The organism is Kitasatospora sp. Ki12 (assembly GCF_054601375.1).
Genome location: NZ_BAAIHT010000001.1, coordinates 1,637,870 through 1,659,154, shown reverse-complemented (window position 1 = coordinate 1,659,154; position 21,285 = coordinate 1,637,870). Strand labels below are relative to the sequence as shown.

11 protein-coding genes, 1 rRNA gene and 1 pseudogene are annotated in these 21,285 nt (G+C 74.4%); 6 read left to right on the top strand and 7 right to left on the bottom strand.

The window, feature by feature from the left end; translation table 11 throughout:
• Positions 1 to 38: 38 nt before the first annotated feature.
• The 5 genes from ACYP53_RS07140 to ACYP53_RS07120 form a co-directional block, all read right to left on the bottom strand.
• On the bottom strand, positions 39 to 1,406 hold the full coding sequence (locus ACYP53_RS07140; RefSeq protein WP_459646930.1) for a PrsW family intramembrane metalloprotease: 1,368 nt from the start codon (positions 1,404 to 1,406) through the stop codon (positions 39 to 41).
• Between the two features lie 115 nt (positions 1,407 to 1,521).
• A complete protein-coding gene (gene trmB, locus ACYP53_RS07135) occupies positions 1,522 to 2,352 on the bottom strand; it encodes a tRNA (guanosine(46)-N7)-methyltransferase TrmB (protein WP_229928244.1) in 831 nt (276 codons plus the stop codon).
• A 136-nt stretch (positions 2,353 to 2,488) separates the two neighbouring features.
• Positions 2,489 to 3,724, bottom strand: coding sequence for an L-2-hydroxyglutarate oxidase (gene lhgO / locus ACYP53_RS07130; RefSeq protein WP_459646929.1), 1,236 nt, complete (start codon positions 3,722 to 3,724; stop codon positions 2,489 to 2,491).
• A gap of 170 nt (positions 3,725 to 3,894) precedes the next feature.
• A complete protein-coding gene (locus ACYP53_RS07125; protein ID WP_459646928.1) occupies positions 3,895 to 5,472 on the bottom strand; it encodes a TROVE domain-containing protein in 1,578 nt (525 codons plus the stop codon).
• Positions 5,473 to 6,037: 565 nt separating this feature from the next.
• Complete coding sequence (locus ACYP53_RS07120) at positions 6,038 to 7,465, bottom strand: MFS transporter (protein WP_189913505.1); 1,428 nt, start codon at positions 7,463 to 7,465, stop codon at positions 6,038 to 6,040.
• A gap of 747 nt (positions 7,466 to 8,212) precedes the next feature.
• Here ACYP53_RS07120 and ACYP53_RS07115 point away from each other — a divergent pair.
• The 3 genes from ACYP53_RS07115 to ACYP53_RS07105 all read left to right on the top strand — a co-directional run bounded on the left by ACYP53_RS07115 (position 8,213) and on the right by ACYP53_RS07105 (position 11,951).
• Positions 8,213 to 10,381, top strand: a complete 2,169-nt coding sequence (locus tag ACYP53_RS07115) for an asparagine synthase-related protein (RefSeq protein WP_459646927.1) — start codon at positions 8,213 to 8,215, stop codon at positions 10,379 to 10,381.
• A gap of 248 nt (positions 10,382 to 10,629) precedes the next feature.
• Positions 10,630 to 11,151 carry a universal stress protein gene (locus ACYP53_RS07110; RefSeq protein WP_459646926.1) on the top strand — a complete coding sequence of 174 codons (522 nt, stop codon included), beginning with the start codon at positions 10,630 to 10,632 and terminating at the stop codon, positions 11,149 to 11,151.
• Between the two features lie 95 nt (positions 11,152 to 11,246).
• Positions 11,247 to 11,951, top strand: coding sequence for a DsbA family oxidoreductase (locus tag ACYP53_RS07105; protein WP_459646925.1), 705 nt, complete (start codon positions 11,247 to 11,249; stop codon positions 11,949 to 11,951).
• Between the two features lie 55 nt (positions 11,952 to 12,006).
• Here ACYP53_RS07105 and ACYP53_RS07100 read toward each other — a convergent pair whose 3' ends face one another.
• Together ACYP53_RS07100 and ACYP53_RS07095 are read right to left on the bottom strand one after the other, a co-directional pair.
• Positions 12,007 to 14,325 carry a sigma-70 family RNA polymerase sigma factor gene (locus ACYP53_RS07100; RefSeq protein ID WP_229928245.1) on the bottom strand — a complete coding sequence of 773 codons (2,319 nt, stop codon included), beginning with the start codon at positions 14,323 to 14,325 and terminating at the stop codon, positions 12,007 to 12,009.
• Positions 14,326 to 14,662: 337 nt separating this feature from the next.
• On the bottom strand, positions 14,663 to 15,433 hold the full coding sequence (locus ACYP53_RS07095; RefSeq protein WP_189913575.1) for a TetR/AcrR family transcriptional regulator: 771 nt from the start codon (positions 15,431 to 15,433) through the stop codon (positions 14,663 to 14,665).
• A 628-nt stretch (positions 15,434 to 16,061) separates the two neighbouring features.
• Between ACYP53_RS07095 and ACYP53_RS07090 the strand changes: the two genes are divergently transcribed.
• From ACYP53_RS07090 to ACYP53_RS07080, 3 genes and pseudogenes are all read left to right on the top strand, one after another.
• Complete coding sequence (locus tag ACYP53_RS07090; protein ID WP_459646924.1) at positions 16,062 to 17,510, top strand: NAD(P)/FAD-dependent oxidoreductase; 1,449 nt, start codon at positions 16,062 to 16,064, stop codon at positions 17,508 to 17,510.
• A gap of 170 nt (positions 17,511 to 17,680) precedes the next feature.
• Positions 17,681 to 18,982 (top strand): annotated as a pseudogene (locus ACYP53_RS07085) (SpoIIE family protein phosphatase); the annotation flags it as partial.
• A 593-nt stretch (positions 18,983 to 19,575) separates the two neighbouring features.
• Positions 19,576 to 21,099 (top strand): 16S ribosomal RNA (locus ACYP53_RS07080).
• Positions 21,100 to 21,285 lie beyond the last annotated feature (186 nt).

Here is a 21,285-nt window from a genome sequence, read left to right as displayed (position 1 = left end):
CCTGCCGGGCTGCCCTGCCGAGCGCTTTTCCGAGCGTTTCAGGCCGCCCCGGCGGAGTGCCCGGCGGCGCCCCGGCCGCCCCGGACCCGGTGCCGGTGCCGGGCCGAACGGGCTCTCGCCCAGGCCGCGAAGCAGACCAGCGCGACGAAGCAGGGCACCATCAGCACCCCGTACACCACCAGGAAGCCGTCCGTGCCGAGGTCGGCGGCGGCGTTCCAGGTGCCGTGCAGCACCATCGCCAGCAGCAGTCCGGCCGGTGCGGCCAGCCGGGCCAGCCAGCGCCGCCCGGTGGTCAGGGTGACGGCCAGGCCGATGCCGGTGAGCGCGGTGAACAGCGGGTGGGCGAAGGGCGAGAGCAGGGCGCGCAGCACGAAGGTCTGCACGGTGCTGTCGAAGTCGCGCAGGCTGGGCGGGTCGCCGAGGCCGATGCTGTCCAGCCGCTGCCGCTGGTCGCTGGTGAAGGCCCGGCCCAGGTAGAGGGCGTTCTCGGTGAAGGCGAAGCCGCACGCGGTCATCCCGCCCAGCACCACCCCGGCGGCCAGGGTGCGCGGCCGGGAGCGGCGGTGCGGCCCGCCGCCGGACGGCGGGGCCGGGCAGAGGTAGGGCAGCGGCCGCAGGTAGGGGCGCAGCCGCAGCCGGCCCCGGGCGTGCGGCCCGACCGGGCGGCGCTGGTACGGGCGGGGGCGCCGGGGCGCGGGCGCCCGGTGCAGCAGCGGCGCGCAGGGGCGCCCGGTGCGGCGGCCGTGGCAGCGCAGCCGTTGGCCGAACGGCAGCAGCAGCACCAGCAGGGCGGTGGCCTTGGCGAGTTCCTCGATCGCCGGGGTGGCGATCCCGGTGCCCAGCAGGCCGCCGAACGGGCCCCGGTGCCTGGTCAGGTAACTGGTCGTCCAGTTGTTGGCGACGATGGCGATGCTGGTGGCCGCGCAGGCGCCCCAGGCGAGGCAGAACAGGGTGTGCCGCAGCGGCACCCGGGCGGTGAGGTTGAGCCAGGCCAGGGCGCCGAGCACGAACGGCAGCGGCACCATCGCCAGGCCCAGGCCGACCAGCAGCCCGGCGGTGCCGGTCTGCCGCTGGACCAGGTGCAGGATCAGCGTCCCGCAGCCGATCAGGGTCAGGACGACGGTCGCGGTGACCGAGGAGAGCGCCATCGAGCGGCCCCGGCCCCGGCCCGGCGGGGCACCTGCTGGTACCGGGGCGGCGGGGGAGCCGGTGGCGGCGGCGGACGGCCGTGACGGACCGCCCGGCCGGGGCAGCAGGCGGTGGATCCGGCGCTTCCGGGGCCCCGGGATGGTCCGGGTGTCGCCGGTGCGCGGGACCGTCTCCGGTGCGTCGGCGGCGGCCTGAGGAACCGTCCGAACAGTCGTCCGAACGGTCGGCCGGGGCCCGCCGCCGGACGGGCTGCCCATGCGGCACAGGGTAGGCCACAGCGGCCGTCCACCGGGAGGACTCGGGACGAACCGGCCGTTCGGGGCGCACCGGGACGGTCACCGCGCGGCCGCCGTTCGAACGGCGGCCGGTGGGTCAGCGGCGGCGGAACAGCAGGTCGTGGACGACGTGGCCCTTGGCGATCCCGGCCCGTTCGAACTTGGTCACCGGCCGCCAGTCCGGTCGCGGGGCGTAACCGGGGACGCTGCCGTCCGGGTGGTCCGCGGGCTCCAGCCAGCCGGTCCCGTCACCCTCGGGGTGCAGGTTCTCCAGCTCCGGAGCGGCGGACAGCACCTCCAGCATCTGCTCCGCGTACGGCTCCCAGTCGGTGGCGCAGTGCACCAGCGCGCCGGGGGCGAGCCGGGGCAGCACCAGGTCGAGGAAGGAGGACTGGACCAGCCGGCGCTTGTGGTGCTTGGGCTTGGGCCACGGGTCGGCGAAGTAGACCCGCAGTCCGGCCAGCGAGGCGTCCGGCAGCATGTCGCGCAGCAGGATGATCGCGTCACCGGCCGCCGTCCGGACGTTGCCGGAGCCGTCCCGCTCCAGCAGGCCGAGCAGGTTGCCGTGGCCCGGGGTGTGCACGTCGGCGGCGAGGATGCCCATGGCCGGGTCGGCGGCGGCCATCGCGGCGGTGGTCTCGCCCATGCCGAAGCCGATCTCCAGGGTCACCGGCAGCCCGTCGAACAGCTCCCCGAGGTCGAGCGGGGTGCCGTCGATGGGGATCCCGTACGTCTCCCAGCTCCGGTCCAGCGCGCTCGCCTGGGCGTTGGTCATCCGGCCCCGGCGCGGCTGGAAGCTGCGGATCCGGCGCTCTCGGTGCTGGGCCTCGGTGGCCTTGTGCGGGTACATCGGCGCGGGGTAGGCGGCCGGCGCGGCGGACAGCCGGGCGGACGGCGAAGGCTGGGGGATCGGGGCGGTGGCAGTCACAATCACCCGAGTCTACGGGGCCGCGCGGGGCGCTCGCGGGGGTGTGTGACGGGGCTCATCCTGGGCCCCGCGGGCGCGACCTGCCGCGTCCGTCGCCCCGCCCGCGCCGCGCCTGCGCCGCGTCCTGGGCGGCCGGTCACCCGCCCGCCTCCAGCGCGGCCAGGGCCCGGCGGGCCACCTCCCGGCCGATCGGCAACGAGGCCGTCGCGGCGGGGGAGGGGGCGTTCAGCACGTGCACCGCGCGGCGCGGGGAGCGCGGGTCCTCCGGGTCGAAGCCGGCGAAGGCGAAGTCGTCCAGCAGCGAGCCGTCCCGGGCCACCGCCTGGGCCCGCACCCCGGCGGTGGCCGGCACCAGGTCCTCGGCCGAGACGGCGGGCAGCAGTCGCCGTACGGCCGTGGTGAACGCCCGCTTGGAGAGCGAGCGGTGCAGCTCGCCCAGCTCGTACCGCCAGTGCCGGCGGGCGATCCGCCAGGTGCCGGGGAAGGCCAGCGTCCCGGCCAGGTCGCGCGGGCGCACGGTGCGCCAGTCGTACCCCTCGCGGGCCAGCGCGGGCACCGCGTTCGGGCCGACGTGGACGTCGCCGTGGATGCCCCGGGTGAGGTGCACGCCGAGGAAGGGGAAGGCCGGGTCGGGCACCGGGTAGACCAGGCCGCGCACCAAGTCCCGTCGCTTCTCGGTCAGTTCGTAGTACTCGCCGCGGAACGGCACGATCCGCACCCCGGTCTCGTCCCCGGCCAGCCGGGCGATCCGGTCGCTGTGCAGCCCGGCGCAGTTCACCAGCACCCGGCAGCGCAGCTCGCCGGCGGCGGTGCCCACCGTCACCCCGTCCCGGCGCCGTGCCACCGTCCGTACCTCGCTGCCGGTCCGCAGCTCGGCGCCGGCCTCCCGGGCCAGCCGGGCGTAGGTCGCGGCGACGGCGGGGAAGTCGCAGATGCCGGTGGTGCCGACGTGCAGGCCGGCCAGACCGGTCACCTCCGGCTCGTACTCGGCGATCCCGGCCCGGTCCAGCTCGGTCACCGGGATGCCGTTCGCCCGCCCCCGCTCCGCCAGCGCCGCCAGCCGGGGCAGCTCGGCCGCGCCGGTGGCCACGATCAGCTTGCCGGTCACCTCGTACGGGACGCCGTGCTCGCGGCAGAACTCCACCAGCTCGGCGGCGCCCGCGACGGCGTACCGGGCCTTGTAGGAACCGGGGCGGTAGTAGACGCCGCTGTGGATCACCCCGCTGTTGCGCCCGGTCTGGTGCGCCGCGAAGCCGGCCTCCTTCTCCAGCAGCGCGACCCGCACCCCGGGCCGGGCCCGGGTCAGCGCGTACGCCGTGGCCAGCCCGACGATCCCGCCGCCCACCACCAGCACGTCGAACTCGTCCGCCACCGCCCGCTCCTCGCCTCGCCCGGCCGTGCCCGTCCTCGCTCCCGCCGATGCTGCCACGGCCTCCCGGCCGGGTCGAGAGTGCGTGCCGCCGGCCCCGGAACGGCGGAACGGCCGGGAAGGGACCACCCCCGTGGACCCCTTCCCGACCGCTCGCCCGCCCCCGGAGCTCCCTACTCCTCCCAGGGCCAGCGGGCGTCCGCCCCGGCCTCCAGGAGGGGGACGAGGCGGAAGGCCGCGTCGCTCAGGCCGCCGAAGGTGTGGCGGTGGGCACCGCCGCTGGGGCCGTGCGCCGGGGCGTAGCCGGCCAGGTTCCAGGTGTAGACCGGGACCTGGGCCGGGACGGTGGCGAGCGGGTCGCCGCCCCAGCGGTTCGGGCCGGTCTGCTCGTCGGTGACGATCACCACCCGGTCGTGGCCGCGGTAGTGGGTGCGGACCGCGTCGGCGGTGTTGGTGCCGCCGAGGCTGGAGTAGCGCTCCAGCACCCGCAGCACCGACTCGCCCCGGCCGACCTCGATCACCCGGCTGGTGGTGCCGAACTCGACCAGGTCCGCCAGGGCGGCGCGGACCTTCAGCGCGGTGCCGAAGATCGCCGCCGAGTCGGCCCGGTTGAGCTCGGTCGGGCCGCCGGCGCGGTCGAACATCGAGCCGGAGCGGTCCACCAGGATCAGCGTGCGCCCGGGCAGTTCCGGCACGTTGGCCAGCGAGTGGCCGAGCGCGGTCTCCAGGGCGTGGCCCCAGCGCAGCGAGGGCGCGTGCCGGTACGCGGACAGGTAGCGGAACGGGAACTGGCGCGAGCGCCGTACCTCGACCGGGTCGGAGATCCGCCGGGCCACCTCGGCCGCGACCTGGTCACCGACCCCGGCCCGGTCGAAGTTGCGGAGGTTGCGCACCAGCGCCATCGGCCCCATCGACGGGATGACCGCCTCCCAGACCGGCGCGTCCAGCGGGCCCTGCAGCCAGCCGGCCAGCGCCTCCCAGGTCAGCCCGGCGGCGGCCAGCCGCTCGGCGCCGCCCTCGGCGGTCACGGCCGCCCGGCGGTCCTCGACGGGCAGCGCGAGCAGCTCGCGGTTGGCGGTCAGCAGCCGGTCCGCCGCGGGCGGGACGGCCTCCTCCGGCCGGTGCCGGCGGTCCAGCGCGTACGCGAACAGCGCGCCCTGCCACGGCTTGTCCGGGTCCGGCGAGGGGTGCGTCAGCTCGATCACGTCGCCGAAGCGGTAGCCCTTGCTCGCGGTGTCGTACTTGAGCAGCGAGCGGGCGTCGTAGAGGCGGCGGACGGCGTCGGCGACACCCCGCTTGAGCGGCTTGGGCAGCGCCCGGCCGTAGCGCGAGGTCCAGTAGGCGAGGAGCTCGCCGGGCTCGTCGGCGCGCCGCAGCACCGCCGCGACGGCCTGCCGGGAGTGGCCGTGGACCCCCGCGTCCAGCCGGGCGCGGGTGAACTCGGCGGCGCCGACCAGGGCCGCGGTGCGCATCTGGGCGTCGTGGCGCAGCCAGCGCAGCAGACCGAGGGTCCACTCGGGCTCGGTGACGGCGAGTCCGCGCACCAGCGCGGTGTAGCGGTCGTCGCGGTCGCCGCCGCGCTCGTAGAAGGTGTCCTTGCCGACCATGTTGGCCACGGCGAGCAGGAACAGCTCGGACTTGGCGTCCCGGACGTGGCCGACGCCACCGTTGTGGTTGCGGGTGAGCTGCCCGGTCGTGGTCACCGGCGAACTCGGACCCGTCTTGGCCTTGCGGACGTTGAACCTGGACATGCGACAGCCCCCCTCGGCCTGTTGGTGTCAGTGGGAGGGAGGCGTGCCGCGGTGAGGGGTGCCCGAGATCGTGCCGGCCGTGGGACGGCCGACGTCGGCGGAGGTATATGCCTTGTGCTCTACCGGATTGAGCTACCGGCCGCACTCGCGTGCGTCCGTCCGGGATTTGAACCCGGAACCCCAAGATCCGAAGTAACCCCCGCCTGCGCACCGGGCACTCCGAAGCGCACTGCCTCCCGAGATCATGCCGGCGGCGGTGTTTCGCGGGCTCGAACCGCTACGCCGGAGAACCGGCGTCTACCAGAAGTAACCGCTGCCGTCGCACCGGGAGGTGCGGAAAAACTATTCAGGTATAGGTGTCCAGAGGTCGAAGGCGGCTGAGGTGACGAAGCTGCTCTGGCCACTGAGCTACACCGGTCCGAAACCGGTGACGGGATTCGAACCCGCGACCTGCCCATTGGAAGTGGAAGTAACCTCTGCCTGCGCACCTGGACGAGAGAGACCATAGCCAGGCCGCTCTCGCGGGTGCACCTCATTTACCGTCAGGCCGCGTCGGCCCCGCCGCTCACGCCGGGGCGACGATCACCGCCCGGGCCCGTTCGGCCAGTTCCCGGACCCGGCGCTCGCCCTGGAAGGGCTCCAGGCGCCGCAGCATCTCGACCACGTACTCCCGGCTGCGCTGCGAGGAGATCCGGCCGGCCACCTCGACGGCGCGTTCGCCGGCGGCGACCGCGGCGTCCAGGTTGCCCGCCTCCGCCTCGGCCATCGCCGAGACCACCAGCCGCAGGCCGTGCGAGCGGACGAACCCCTCGGTGGGCTTGGCGAGCGCCTCGCGGGTGAACTGCCGGACCTTGGAGGGCACTCCGAGGTCGCGGAAGCACTCGGCGGCGTCGGCGGCGAGCCGGTCGTAGGCGTAGAAGTCGATCCACGCCGGATCGGGGTCCCCGGCGCGCGCTCGTTCGAGTGCGCTCTCCGCCGCGCCGAGCGCCGTCGCGCACGCCGCCGCGTTGCGGGCCTTGGCCTGGGCCCGGGCCTCCACGAGGTGGAAGAAGCTCATGGTGCGGGCGGTGGCCAGGCCCCGGTTGCGCTCCAGGGCGGCCTGCGCGAGGTCGACCGCCTCCTCGGCGAAGCCCCGGTAGCCGGCCTGCAGGCTCATCGACGCCAGCACGTAGCCGCCGAGCGGCACGTCGGCGGCGGCCCGGGCGAGCCGCAGGGCCTGGATGTAGTACCGCTGGGCGGCCTCGTGCTGCCCGGTGTCGAAGGCCATCCACCCGGCCAGCCGGGTCAGTTCGGCCGTCGCGCCGAACAGCGCCCGGCCGACGGCGTCGCTGTACGAGGCCAGCAGCAGCGGCGCCGCCTCGACCCGAAGGCACTCCGGCACCATCGACGAACGCCAGTCCCCGCCACCGTACTTGGAGTCCCAGCGGCGGGCCTCCTGGGCGGCCTCGCGGAGCTTGGCGGCGTCCGAGTGGCCGACCCGGTAGGAGGACGTGTCGGTGGGGGAGAGCGGCACCTCGCGGGCCACCGAGCCGTCCGCCGGGGCGATCAGCCAGCGGGAGACCGGCGTCGCGTAGGCGGCGACCGAGAAGGTGCCGGCCAGGCTGTCGCTCCACCGGCCGCCACCGGGGCCGCGGCGCAGGTCGAGGTCGACCCGCCACAGGTCGGTGGCGGAGCGGACGGCCTCGGAGACGTCGCGCGGGAAGGCCAGGCCGAGTTCGGGCGCCGGGTCGGTGTCGCCCAGGCCGATCTCCTCCAGCGGGACGGGCCGGCCGAGCTTGCCGCCGATCGCGGTGGCGATCAGGTGCGGGACGGGCCCCTGCGGGACCATGCCCTTGCTGACCCAACGGGCCACCGAGGTCTTGTCGTACCGCAGGGTCAGCCCGCGTTGGGCGCCGAGGTCGTTGACCCGGCGGGCCAGTCCGGCGTTGCTGATCTGGGCGAGGGTCAGGAGCGTGCCGAGCCGTTCGTTCGGTCCGCGTGGGCTGACGGTCATGGTGGCGGCGGCACCTCCTGCGGCCTTGTGCGCGGGGCCCGGGCGGCACCGGGCCGTAGCTGCTGTACCTAGAGTAGTCGGACGCGTTCCGACGGTTAAGAGGTCGCATTCCGGATGGCGGGATCGCGCACTCGGCTGCGCCGCACCGGAGTTGGTCCGGACCGCTCGGATCCGGCCGATCATGCCGCGCGCCGGAGCGTCGTGCTCCGGTCCCGTGTTCACGTGCGCCCGGCCGTGCCCCCTGGCCCGACCGGCTGGTCGGCGATTCGCTGGTGGTCGTGGGTCGGCCCGCCGTCGAGGACCCGGCGGGCCGGGGGAAGCCGCCGCCTCAATCCCCGCGGGCGACGGTGAAGTCCGGGAGGGCATGCGGATGCCCTCCCGGACTGGGCGACGCCTTTCGGCCATCTCGCGATGCCCATGCCAAAGGCGGCCCGCGGGCGGTCCGGGCCGGGGAGGGGAAGGCCCGGCCCGCCCGGTCCACCCCGCTCCCCGGCCCGGACCGCCCGGCCTCGTCGGGCACCGGCCGGCACTCGTGGGTCGCCGCCACTCGCGGGTCGCCCGCCGAAGCGGAACCCGCAACACCGGCCACAGCGGCGCCCAGCGGTGGCACGATGTCTCCTGACGGCGCGTCGAGCTGCGGGGGCACGTCCGGACGCGCGCGCGGGCCGCCACGGCACACCCCGCCTCGCCGCCCGCCCGGCGGCGAACGTGCCGCCCGGGTGCAGGTCCTCGTCCGGTGGAGGCGCGATGCGGTGGCTGACGGGCTGGTGCACGGGCGCCTCCAGGACGGGCGCGGGCGCGTCCAGGGCGGGCGCCCCCGCCCACGAGCCGCCCGCCACCGTCGCACCGATCGCCGCCCGCGCCCTCTGGACCGGCCCCGACCCGCTCTGGGCCGTCGGCGACTGGCGCCCCGAGGAGATCCGCCTGGTCACCCTCCGTCCCGGCGCCCCCGCCGCGGTCAGCACCGGCCCCACCACGCCCGACCCGGTCGAGGACACCCCCGCCACCACCCGGCTCGCCGTCCTCGGCCACTGCGGGGCCACCGACGCCGAGCTCGCCGCCGGCCTCGCCGCCGCCCGCGGCGGCGCCGTCCGCCACCTGACCGCCTGGCCCGGCAGCTACACCGTCGTGCTGCGCTCCGGCACCCGCTCCACCCTGCTGCTCACCGACCTCGCCGGCGCCCTGCCCGTCTTCCACACCCCCTGGGGCGGCGGCACCGCGTACGCCACCGCGGCCCTCCCACTGGCCGACCTGGTCGGCGCCGCCCTGGACACCGGCCACCTCGCCGCCCGCCTCGCCTGCCCCGAGTCCCCCGAGGCGCTCGGCACCGGCACCCCGTACCTGGGCGTCCAGCAGGTCCCGCCCGGCCAGGTGCTCGGCATCCGCGGCGGCCGCCCCTACCTGTCCTCCTACGACGACCCGGCCGGCGCCGAACAGCCCCGCGACGAGGCGCCCGCCGTCCGCGAACTCACCCGCGCCCTGCTGGAGTCCGTCCGCTCCCGGGTCCGCACCACCACGCCGGCCCCCGGCCCCGCCGGGCGGGCCCGGCTCGGCGTCGACCTCTCGTACGGCACGGCCTCCGCCACCGTCGCCCTGCTCGCCGCCGCCGTACCGCTGCCGCCGGTGTCCGCGGCCGCCACCACCGCCCCCGGGGCCGCGGTCACCGGCACCGCCGGGGCCAGGAACGGCGCGGTCAAGGGCTCCTGGGCCCGCACGGCCGTCCAGGAGCCCGCCGCCCCCGAGCAACTGGCCGCCGTCACGCTCGGCGAGACCGAGCCCCCGGCCACCCTCGCGCTCACCCCCGACACCCCGCGGCTGCGGCACACCGTGCTCGACCCCGGCCCCGACACCCTCCCGTACGCCGGCCTGCGCACCGACCCGCAGGCCGGCCGGCTCACCGACGAGCCCGGGCCCGAACTCGTCGCCGCCGCCCGCGCCGAGGCCCGCTTCGACGCCGGCGGCACCGACCACCTCACCGGCTACGGCGCCCGCCAGGTCCTGGACGGCCACCCGGCGCGGCTCGCCGACCTCATCCGGGCCGGCCGCCCGCGCGAACTCCTGCCCCCGGTCGCCGCGCTGGCCGGGGCCGACCGGGCCGTCGCCGGGGTCCTGGCCGGCGCGCTGCGCACCCCGATCACCGTGGTCCGGGCCGCCCACCGGCTCTCCCGGGTCCGCTACGCCGAGGCGCTGGACGACGCCGCGGCCAAACTGACCGCCCGCCACGTCCCGGACGGCGGCGGAACGGCCGGCAGCCGCTCCGCCCTCGACCTCGCCTGGTGCGTGCCCGGCCCGGCCGCCCGCTGGCTCTCCGACGAGGCGCTCTCCTCGGTCGCCCTGCGGCTCCGCCTGGCGGCGCGCAAACCGGCGCCCGAGGAACACCCCGGCGCCCGCCGCGCCCGGCACGCCCTCTACCGCCAGGCGCGCTCCTTCCGCACGCTCGTCCACGCCGCCGAACTGCCCGGCCAACGGCTGCACGCGCCCTTCCTCGACAACCAGGTCGTCCGCGCCGCCCGGCTGCTCCCCGACGACGTCCGCCTCCAGCCCGGCGCCCGGCACGCCCTCCTGCACGCCGTCCTCACCGGCGCCGGCCGCACCGACCTGCCCCCCGACTGGGGCCGCGGCCCCCGCCCCGACCGCACCGCCCCCGCCCGTGCCGGCCTGCGCCTCGCCGCCGACGGCCTCGCCGAACTCTTCGACGCCCCCCTCCTCGCCGAAGCCGGCCTCATCGACCTCCCCACCCTCCGCGCCGACCTCGCCCACGCCTCCGACCCCGCCACCCCGCTCTCCCCCGCCGCCCTCGCCGGCCTCGCCGACCTCGTCTCCACCGAACTCTGGCTCCGCCGCATCCGCGCCCGCCGCCACGGCGCCTGCTGGACCGGCCTCCCCCACCGCCAACCCCCAGCCCTCACCCCCTGACCCACCCATCCGCCTGGCGCCCTCCGGCCTCGGCCTCCCCCCGCCGGCGCCTGCTGGACCGGCTCGCCCCACCGTCAACCCCGGGCCCTCACCCCTGGCCCACCAGCCACCCGGCCTGACCCGCCGGGCGCCCTCCGGCCTCGGCCTCCCCCCTGCCCGGCGCGTCCTCTCGGCGCGGTTGCGGGGTCGGTGTCGTCCGGGCGGGCCATGATGGCGGGGGTGCGGGTCGGTGGTGAGGAGGGTGTGCGGTGGCCGGTGGGAGCGCGGGGCGGGAGGTGCCCGTGGTGCTGTCGGTGCTCGGGCGGCCGCCGACGGGGCGGCCGGCGGGGGTGCTGGCGGCGTGCGACGGGTCGGACGGGTCGTTGTGGGCGCTGGACCGGGCGATGACGGAGGCGGAGCTGTTCGGCCTGCCGCTGTACGTGCTGGCCGTGGTGAACCCGGCGCCGGCCGGCTATCCGCCGGGGATGGCGGAGCTGGTGCAGGAGAGCGTGGAGACGCTGGTCGAGAGCACGGCGGACGGGCTGCGCCGGTCGGTGGCGGCCGTGCAGCGGCAGCGTCCGGTGCCGTACGCGGGTGAGCTGTCGCTGCACGTGGTGCTGGGCAATGTGATCGAGGTGCTGCTGGAGGCGGCGACCCGGCAGCACACGCTGGTGGTCGGCACCCGGGGCAACGGCGGGTTCGCCCGGTTGTTGCTGGGGTCGGTGAGTTCGGCGGTGGTGCACCACGCGGCCTGCCCGGTGCTGGTGGTGCCGGCGCCGGTGGCGGGCTGAACGGGCAGGTCAGCGGGTTGTCGGGAATGTACCGAGTTGGTTCATCGTTCACCCATCTCGTCCACACCCGACAAACGCCCCCTGGAGTTCCCCGCATGAAGGTCGAGATCTGGTCCGACATCGCCTGCCCCTGGTGCTACATCGGCAAGCGCCGTTTCGAGCAGGCCCTCGCGGACTTCCCGGGCAAGGAGCAGGTCGAGGTCGTCTACCGCCCGTACCAGCTGGTCCCGGACGCCCCGGAGACGGCGAGCCCGCACCGCGCCTGGCTGGCCGAGCGCTACGGTCCGCAGTCCGTGGCGATGGACGCCCGGGTGGCCGAGCTGGGCCTGGCCGAGGGCATCACGTACGACTTCGACGAGGCGCTGCACGCCAACACCTTCCTGGGGCACCGGCTGCTGCACCTCGCCGAGAGCGAGTACGGCGCGGCCGCGCAGGGGCGGCTGAAGGAGGCGCTGCTGAAGGCGCACTTCACCGACGGCGTCGACGTCGGCGACCGCGCCGCGCTGGCGGACGTCGCCGTTTCGGCGGGCCTGGACCGGGCGCGGGTGACCGCCTACCTGGCGGGCGACGAGGGCACCGCCGAGGTCAACGCCCAGCTGGCCGAGGGCCGGGAGCTGGGCATCAGCGCGGTGCCGACCTTCGTGTTCGAGGGCAAGTGGGCGGTCCAGGGCGGTCAGGACGCCGGGACGTTCCGCAAGGTGCTGGACCAGGTCGCCGCCGAGATCGGCGAGCGCCGGCCGGCCCCGGTGCAGGTCGCCCCGGCCGGGGAGGCCTGCGCGGACGGCTCCTGCGCCATCTGAGCCACCCCACTCCCCGGTCCGGACGCACCCCCCGTCCGGGCGCCCGAGGCCCGTTTCAGGAGCACCTGAAGCGGGCCTCGGCCCAGTCCGCGACGTTCAGCGCCGACCAGATCCCGTTCGCCGGGGTGACCACCAGCCGGATCGACTTCTCCCCGGCCAGCGGCACGTGCACCGGTACCGCGTCGTCGCCGACGGCGAGCGCCCGGGAGTGCCACAGGGTGCGGCCGTCGCCGCCCTCGACCGAGAAGACCACCCCGCCCGGGGAGAGCGTGGCGTCGTCCACCCCGGCCACCGCGTCGAAGGACGTGCAGCTGCGGTTGAGGTCGATCAGGGTGGTCGCGGGGGCGTGCACGGTGAGGGCGTGCGGGTGGTAGTCGCCGCCGATCCAGCCGCCGTCGCGCTGCCAGAAGTTGTCGCTGCCCTTCTGCCGGATGCTCGGCCCGTCCGGCGGCACCCGGTTGTTGCCGGGCTTGACGACGGGCAGCGCGTCGGCCCAGAAGTCGGTGGGCGCGGGCGGCGTGGGCCGGGTGACGGTGGGTGTCGGCACCGGCGGCAGGGTCGGCGTCGGGATGACGGGGACCTCGGGGGTGGGCACCGGCGGCAGGGTCGGCCGGGGCACGACCGGGGGAGTGAAGGCCGGCTCGGGGGCCGGCGGGCTGCTGGGTGCGGGCGGGCCCGGCTTGGGCGCCGTGGTGGTGGGCGGGGCCTGCGTGGGCTTGGCGGACGGCTTCGCGCTGGGGCTCGGCGCGGGCGGCTCCGGGGCCGGCGCGGCGGGTACCGGCGCCGGGGCCGGCGTGGGGACGGGCGCGGGTGCCGGGGGTGCGGGCGGTTCCGGGGCCGGTGCGGCCGGGGCGCTGACGGCCGGAGGCGCGGCCACCGGGGGCTTCGGTTCGGGCGAGCCGGTCAGCGCGTACGCGGCGACGGCGGCCGCGGCCACCGCGACGGCGGCGGCGATCCCGGCCTTGGCGGCGGTGCCCAGGCCCTCGCCGGCCAGGGCGGCGGCTCCGCCCCCGCTGCCACCGGACGCCGCACCGGCCGCCCCGGCACCGGCGGCCGCCGAGCCCGCCGTCGAGCCGGCCACGGCGCCCGAGGAGCCGGCGGTGGCCGCCACCGTCCCCGCGGCCGCGCCGCCGACCGCGGCGACACCGCCGACGGCGGCCGCGGCGGCACTGAAGCCGCCGACCCCGACCCAGACGAGCACTCCGCCGGGCAGCAGGGCGCGCAGCCCGGTGTTGATCTCGGTCAGTTCGAGGCAGGCCGCGGTGCAGCGGTCGCACTCCTTGAGGTGCCGTCCGACCTCCGCCGAGGCCCGCTTGCGCAGCGAGCCGCGGGCGTACGCCCCGAGCCGGTTGGCGTAGGACTCGCAGGTGCTCTCCTGGCTGCCGGAGACGTGTGCCTGCAGGAACGCGGCGGCGAGCCGGTCGCGGGCCCGGTGGGCCTGGACGGCGGTGGCGTTGGCGGTCTTGCCGAGCATCACGGCGACGGTCTTGGGGGATTCCCGCTCGACCTCGGTGTGCCAGAGCACGACCCGGTCGTCCTCGGGCAGTTCGGCGTAGGCCTGCATGACCATCCGCTGGTCGGCCATCGCCATCGCCCAGGCGTCGGCGCCCGGGTCGGCGAGGTCGAGGTCGACGACGGCGGCCGAGGTCTGCGCGAAGACGGCGAAGTCGTCGACGAGTTGTTCGCGTCGCTCGCTGCGGTGCCAGGCGGCGGCGACGTTGCGCACGGCGGTCAGCAGGTACGCGCGGACGGCGAACTCGGGGCCCTTGCCGGCGCGCAGCGCTTGCAGGGTGCGGGCGAAGACCTCGCCCGCGAGGTCCTCGGCGGTGAAGTTGTCCCGGCAGCAGGTGCGGGCGTAGCGGCGGACCGAGTCGGCGTGCCGGCGGTAGATCTCCTCGTACGCGGTGTCGTCGCCGGCCCGGACCCGGGCGGTCAACTCGGCGTCCGAGGGCGGGCGCTCGCCGTCCATCGGGTCGGCGGGAGCGGGTACGGTCGGGCGCGCGGTCCGGCCGTCGCCGCCGTACGGCTCTCCGACGAAGGCCTCGGGGGCGACGCCGCCCCGGCCCGCCGGGGCCTGGCCGGGCACCCGGCCGGTGGGCAGCGCGGCGGCGGAGGCGGAGAGCGTCTCGCGGCTGGGCATCCCGGCCTGGTCGGGGACGTGTCCGGCGGCCGGGCCCGGTGCGGCGCCCGGCACTTGGGCCGCCCCGCCGAGGCCACCCGTACTGCCGCCGACGCCACCCGTGCCGCCACCCGTACTGCCGCCCGTACCGCCACCGATGCCGCCGGGGCCCGCGGCGGACCCTTCGGCGGTGCTACCGGAGAGCCCCCCGAAGTCGAGGCCGTACCCGTAGTCGTTCTGTTCCTCGGCGCTCACAACGGACCCCAGATTCCACGACAGCCCCCGTAGTGTGGCAGGGCGCGCGGAGGTGCGTAGGCGCACGGCTCCCCGGCGTACGGCGCCGACGGCGCGCGAAGGGCGCGCATCGGGACATTGGCTCCAACCACGGGCAAAGGATGGCATAGCGCAGGGACGGGCGGTAGCCGGACCGGCCGTTCCCCACTCTTCCGTGGGGCCGTCGCGGATGTGTTCGCCCGGCGTGCGGCGGCGGGTCGCGCGACGCCCGCACCCGGCGCGCGTTCCCGTTCCGCGCGCCGGCGTTCCGTCCAACTGCCGCGCCCGCCCGGCGAGGCGGCCGCGCCCCTCCCCGGGGTCAGCGGGCCCGCAGGCCGTCCAGCAGTATCTGCAGCAGCCGTTCCGAGGGCCCGGGAGCCGCCTGGCCGCCCGTCTGCGGGGAGACCGGTGAGAAACCGCTCGCCGCCGGCGTCGAGACCGACGGCCGGGCCGCGTGCACCGGCACCGACGCGGTCAGCACCAGCACCACGTCCGACACCGTGACGCCCGGCCGCAGTTCGCCCGCCGCACCGGCCCGCGCCACCAGCGCGGCCAGCAGCTGCAGCAGCAACCGGGGATCGGCGTCGGCGGCCGACGGTTCCACCGCCCCGCCGGAGCGGGCCTCCTCACCGCGCAGGTCGAAGCGGACCGCGGCGGGCGGTTCCGGCATCCGCTGTTCGGGCACCCGGCCCAGTTCCTCCGCGTACCGGAACGCCTCCGGCGGCAGCAGCCGCCCGGCGCCGCTGCTCACGGCCCGGGCCAGGTAGCCGGCCAGTGCCTCCCAGGCGCCGTCACCGCCGTACAGCGATTCGCGCGCCTGCGCCGTCAGCCACGCCACCTCCTCGGCGGCGATCCGCTGGACCAGCACCTCCTTGCTCGGGAAGCGCCGGTAGACGGTGCCGACGCCGACCCCCGCCCGGCGCGCGACCTCCTCCATCGGCGCGCCGTAGCCGAACTCGCCGAAGACCTCGCGGGCCGCCCGCAGCACGCTCTCCAGGTTCCGCCGCGCGTCCACCCGCAGCCGGGCCCCGGGCACCGGCACGGTGGCCGACACCGGCTCGGCCCGGTACGGGACGGCGGTCTGAACCATGCCCACCTGCGCCATTCCGGTCTGTGCCGTCCCGACCTGCGCCATCCCGGTCTGGGCCGGCAGGTCCACCGGGCCGCGTTGCTCGGGCACCATGCCCGGCCCGGCCTGCGGTGCACCCGCCCGGCCCCACACCTGCTCCTGTTCCATCATCCCAACTCTCCCCCGCAGGCGTCCGAATCCGGACCCTGTCGTCGCCCGCCCCTGCACCCCCCGGTGCAGCTCAGCCCGTCAGAAATGACCCGATGAACCATCGCTCGTGCCGCCCGTCCCGATCCGGTGACCACGGTTCGTGCCGCCGGGCCGGGTCCACATCCGGCTCGGCGCGTCGGCACCGTCCGGGGCCCTGTCCGGGAACTACCCTTCCCCGGATGACTGTCCCCCAGTCGGGTTCTCACGCCAACGCTGGAACTGGCCGTAGTGGCCGCTCCACGGTGCGTCGCCGCCGATTGTCATGGCGACGGCCGCCCCGGTACACAATCCGACCATAGTTCACGGCTCTTCGCGGCCGAAAGTGCGTCAGAAAGTCGCCCAGCAAGCACAACTGGCCCCGGCGGCCCCTCGTGTCGCAACCAGCCCCGTACGGACTGTGGACAAGACCACCTCCGCCGGTCCTTCATAGGGGGGCGTGATGGCGGGGACACCCCCCGGCCGCGGGGCCGGGACGAAACGTCACATCGGCAGGAGGTGCACCATCAGGATCCTGATCGCCGGCGGGGGTTGCGCCGGTACGGCCACCGCACTCCACCTCCAACGCGGCCTGCGGGAGCGGCTGCGGCGGGGCGAGGTCGAGATCACGGTCGTCGAACCCCAGGCCTACTTCACCTACCACCCGCTGCTGGCCGAGGTCGCGGCCGGCTCGATCGACCCGAGACACGTGGTCGTCCCGCTGCGCCGGGTCCTGCCGGACTGCCGGGTGGTCACCGCCAGGATCACCCGGATCGAACACGCGGCCCGGCGCGCCCTGGCCGACGCCGCGGTCCCCGGCGAGCCCCCCGCGCCGATCGAACTGCCCTACGACCTCCTGGTGGTGGCCCCCGGCTCGGTCTCCCGGACGGCTCCGGTGCCGGGGCTCGCCGAACACGGCCTGGGCTTCTCCACGGTCGGCGAGGCCGTGGGCCTGCGCAACCACGTCCTGGAGCAGCTCGACCTGGCCTCCGCCACCCGGGACCCCGCACTGCGGCAGGCCGCGCTCACCTTCGTCTTCGTCGGCGCCGGCTACGCGGGCGTCGGCGCGCTCGCCGAGCTGGAGGACATGGCCCGCGCCGCCGTCCGCGGCTACCACAACGTCCGCGCGGAGGACCTGCGCTGGGTGCTGGTCGAGGCGACCGACCGGATCCTCGCCGAGGAGTCGCCCGAACTCGCCGGGCACACCCTCGGCGAGCTGCGCGAACGCGGCGTCGACATCCGGCTGCGCACCACGCTGGAGTCCGCCGTCGACCGGGTCGTCGCACTCTCCGACGGCACCCGCTTCGGCGCCCGCACCCTGGTCTGGACGGCGGGCACCCGGCCGTCCCCGCTGCTGCGCGACACCGACCTGCCGCTGGACACCCTCGGCCGGGTCCGCTGCCTCGCCACCCTGCAGGCGGTCGGACCGGACGGACGCGCCCTCCCCGGCGTCTGGGCGGCCGGCGACTGCGCCGCCGTCCCGGACCCGAACGCGGACGGCGCCCCCTGCGCGCCCAACGCCCAGCACGCCTTCGCCGAGGCCGAGCTGCTCGCCCGCAACATCGCGGTGGCCCTGGACGGCGGCCCGCACGCGCCGGACCTGGCCGAGTACCGGCCCGGCCCCGCGGCCTGTTCGACCTCGCTCGGTCCGGGCCGGGCGGTCGCGCACACCCGGGGCGGCCGCAAGCTGACCGGTCGGCGGGCCTGGTGGCTGCACCGGGCGCGGCACCTGCGGCGGCTGCCGAGCGCGGAACGGCGGGTGCGGGTGCTGGTGGACTGGGTGCTGGGCGGGGTGTTCTCCCGGGAGGTGGTCTCGCTGGGCGCGATGGAGCACCCGCGTTCGATCTTCGAGGGCGGGTTCGAGCCGAAGTCGGGACGGCCGTCCGACGCCGGGCCGGATGCGCCCCGCTGACCGCCCCCGCCGAACCGGGCCGGAGGCCGATCCGACGGCCACGCCGGGCGTGCGACTTCCGGAATCGGGCCTCCGCCTGACAGGATCAGCCCGACCCGGTCATTACCCCGTGTGCTGATGTGTACACAAAAAGTGATGATATGCCTGGAAAACGAGGAAGCGGCCGTCGTTTGAACCTGATGCGCTGGAGCGCCCGGCTCACCGGAGCCCCCTGGCGTGCCGCCCCGACCAACGGGGCCGGCACCGACGAGGGCGTGCCCTCCGCCGACGGCGTCGTGGTGCCCGGCCCCCGCGACCCGACCAGCCCCACCACCACCGCTGAGCTCCTCGACCCGCACAAACCCCAGAACCTGCGCGAGGTCCTCAACCGCATCCCCGCGCCGGTCGCCGTCACCTACGGCCCGCTGCACCAGCTCGGCTACGCCAACCGCGCCTACCGCGAACTCTTCGGCGACCGCCCCACCGGCCTGCCCGCCGCCGAGGCCCTCCCGGAACTCGGCACCATGGGCGTCCTGCCCCTGATGGACCAGGTCATCCGCGGCGGCCGCCCGCGCAGCGTCAAGGCCCGCTGCATCCTCGGCCTCACCGGCAACCGCTACTACAACGTCTCCTGCGTCCCGCTCGGCCCCGGCGACACCACCGACACGCCCCCCGAGGGCCCGCCCGCCGGCGTACTGATCTTCGCCGCCGAGGTCACCGACCAGGTCCTCGCCGCCGCCCGCCTGCGCGAAGCCGAACGCCGCCAGCGCGAGGCCGCCGTCACCCTCCAGCGCAGCCTCCTCCCGCAGAAGCTCGACCAGCCGGCCGACCTGCGGGTCGCCGCGACCTACCAGCCCGGCGGCGCCGAGGCCGCCGTCGGCGGCGACTGGTACGACGTCATCGCCATCGACGGCGGACGCACCGCACTCGTGATCGGCGACGTCATGGGCCGCGGCCTGCGGGCGGCAGCCGTGATGGGCCAGCTGCGCACCGCGGTCCGCGCCTACGCCCGCCTCGACCTGCCCCCGCACGAGGTGATGCGCCTGCTCGACGGCCTCGCCATGGAGATCGACGCCAACCAGATCGCCACCTGCACCTACGCCGTCTGGGACCCGAGCCGCCGCACCCTCACCTACGCCTCGGCCGGCCACCTCCCGATGCTGCTGCGCTGCCCCGACGGAACCATCCTGCGCAGCGAGGAACAGAACGGCCCCCCGCTCGGCACCGGCGACGGCCTGCACATCTCCCACACCCTGCGCCTGCTCCCCGGCACGACCGGCGTCCTCTATACGGACGGCCTGGTCGAGCGCCGCGACGAGGACATCGACCAGGGACTCGACCTCCTGGCCCGCACCCTGACCGGCGCGATCGGCGCCCCCGAGGTGATCTGCGCCCGGCTGCTGCGGGCGATGGGGGTGACCTCGGAGCACGACGACGACGTCGCCGTCCTGGCCTTCCAGCTGCCGGCGGAGGAGGCCGCCGAGAATCCGCTTGCGGAGCTTGACTCGGCCGTCCCAGAGGTCTAGTGTTCTTCGAGCTGCCTGGCAGGGAGCACCGGACACGCATCTGCGCGGACGGTCCCGGGGCAGCCAATCCTCTGAAACACCACTTCCCAGGTTCGGGCTGGGTCGCGTTCGCGTTTTCGCGTCGTGGCTCGGTTCTTCATTTGATGTGCTCGTTTTATTGGGTTGCGGTCGATTCGCTTTTCGGAGCGGGGATCGGCTAGAGTTTGAAACGTCGGACGGGGCGTCAAGCCGCAGAAGACACCGGCGAGTTGGATGAGGAAGCCCGGAAACGGCGCGGAAAACATCTGATAAGCTGGAAACACGAAAGAACGAAGCCCGGAGGGCCTGCTGGAAGGCAGTCCGAAGGAAGCGTCCGTTCCTTGAGAACTCAACAGCGTGCCAAAAGTCAACGCCAGATATGTTGACATCCCCGGCCTCAGATTGTTCTGGGGTTGGAGATTCCTTTTGAAGTAAAACACTAGCGAGGACGCAGTGCGCGGGGCCGCCCTATTCCGGTGGTTGCCGTGCCGCTCAACGCGGGTGTCGACCGGCCCTGCTTGATTTTCGGGGCCGAGTAAACATTCACGGAGAGTTTGATCCTGGCTCAGGACGAACGCTGGCGGCGTGCTTAACACATGCAAGTCGAACGGTGAAGCCCTTCGGGGTGGATCAGTGGCGAACGGGTGAGTAACACGTGGGCAATCTGCCCTGCACTCTGGGACAAGCCCTGGAAACGGGGTCTAATACCGGATATGACCTTCCTCCGCATGGGGGTTGGTGTAAAGCTCCGGCGGTGCAGGATGAGCCCGCGGCCTATCAGCTTGTTGGTGGGGTAATGGCCTACCAAGGCGACGACGGGTAGCCGGCCTGAGAGGGCGACCGGCCACACTGGGACTGAGACACGGCCCAGACTCCTACGGGAGGCAGCAGTGGGGAATATTGCACAATGGGCGAAAGCCTGATGCAGCGACGCCGCGTGAGGGATGACGGCCTTCGGGTTGTAAACCTCTTTCAGCAGGGAAGAAGCGCAAGTGACGGTACCTGCAGAAGAAGCACCGGCTAACTACGTGCCAGCAGCCGCGGTAATACGTAGGGTGCGAGCGTTGTCCGGAATTATTGGGCGTAAAGAGCTCGTAGGCGGCCTGTCGCGTCGGATGTGAAAGCCCGGGGCTTAACCCCGGGTCTGCATTCGATACGGGCAGGCTAGAGTGTGGTAGGGGAGATCGGAATTCCTGGTGTAGCGGTGAAATGCGCAGATATCAGGAGGAACACCGGTGGCGAAGGCGGATCTCTGGGCCATTACTGACGCTGAGGAGCGAAAGCGTGGGGAGCGAACAGGATTAGATACCCTGGTAGTCCACGCCGTAAACGTTGGGAACTAGGTGTTGGCGACATTCCACGTCGTCGGTGCCGCAGCTAACGCATTAAGTTCCCCGCCTGGGGAGTACGGCCGCAAGGCTAAAACTCAAAGGAATTGACGGGGGCCCGCACAAGCAGCGGAGCATGTGGCTTAATTCGACGCAACGCGAAGAACCTTACCAAGGCTTGACATATGCCGGAAACATCCAGAGATGGGTGCCCCCTTGTGGTCGGTATACAGGTGGTGCATGGTTGTCGTCAGCTCGTGTCGTGAGATGTTGGGTTAAGTCCCGCAACGAGCGCAACCCTTGTTCTGTGTTGCCAGCATGCCTTTCGGGGTGATGGGGACTCACAGGAGACTGCCGGGGTCAACTCGGAGGAAGGTGGGGACGACGTCAAATCATCATGCCCCTTATGTCTTGGGCTGCACACGTGCTACAATGGTCGGTACAAAGGGCTGCGATGCCGCGAGGCGGAGCGAATCCCAAAAAGCCGGCCTCAGTTCGGATTGGGGTCTGCAACTCGACCCCATGAAGTTGGAGTTGCTAGTAATCGCAGATCAGCATGCTGCGGTGAATACGTTCCCGGGCCTTGTACACACCGCCCGTCACGTCACGAAAGTCGGTAACACCCGAAGCCGGTGGCCTAACCCGTAAGGGGAGGAGCCGTCGAAGGTGGGACCAGCGATTGGGACGAAGTCGTAACAAGGTAGCCGTACCGGAAGGTGCGGCTGGATCACCTCCTTTCTAAGGAGCACATGGCCGCTTGCAGGCGAATGTTCTGCACGGTCGCTCATGGGTGGAACGTTGACTATTCGGCACAGGAAAAGATCGGACGTTAGTACTGCTTCGGCGTGGAACGCGATCTGGGATTGACTGTGTCGGGCACGTTGTTGGGTCCTGAGGGAACGGGTTTCCGTTGTCTCAGTGCCG

Excerpts from the sequence above, each read along its gene's own strand:
- ACYP53_RS07140 (WP_459646930.1), bottom strand. The coding sequence starts at position 1,406 with ATGGGCAGCCCGTCCGGCGGCGGGCCCCGGCCGACCGTTCGGACGACT.
- ACYP53_RS07125 (WP_459646928.1), bottom strand. The coding sequence starts at position 5,472 with ATGTCCAGGTTCAACGTCCGCAAGGCCAAGACGGGTCCGAGTTCGCCG.
- ACYP53_RS07120 (WP_189913505.1), bottom strand. The coding sequence starts at position 7,465 with ATGACCGTCAGCCCACGCGGACCGAACGAACGGCTCGGCACGCTCCTG.
- ACYP53_RS07115 (WP_459646927.1), top strand. The coding sequence starts at position 8,213 with ATGCGGTGGCTGACGGGCTGGTGCACGGGCGCCTCCAGGACGGGCGCG.
- ACYP53_RS07105 (WP_459646925.1), top strand. The coding sequence starts at position 11,247 with ATGAAGGTCGAGATCTGGTCCGACATCGCCTGCCCCTGGTGCTACATC.
- ACYP53_RS07095 (WP_189913575.1), bottom strand. The coding sequence starts at position 15,433 with ATGGTTCAGACCGCCGTCCCGTACCGGGCCGAGCCGGTGTCGGCCACC.
- ACYP53_RS07090 (WP_459646924.1), top strand. The coding sequence starts at position 16,062 with ATGGCGGGGACACCCCCCGGCCGCGGGGCCGGGACGAAACGTCACATC.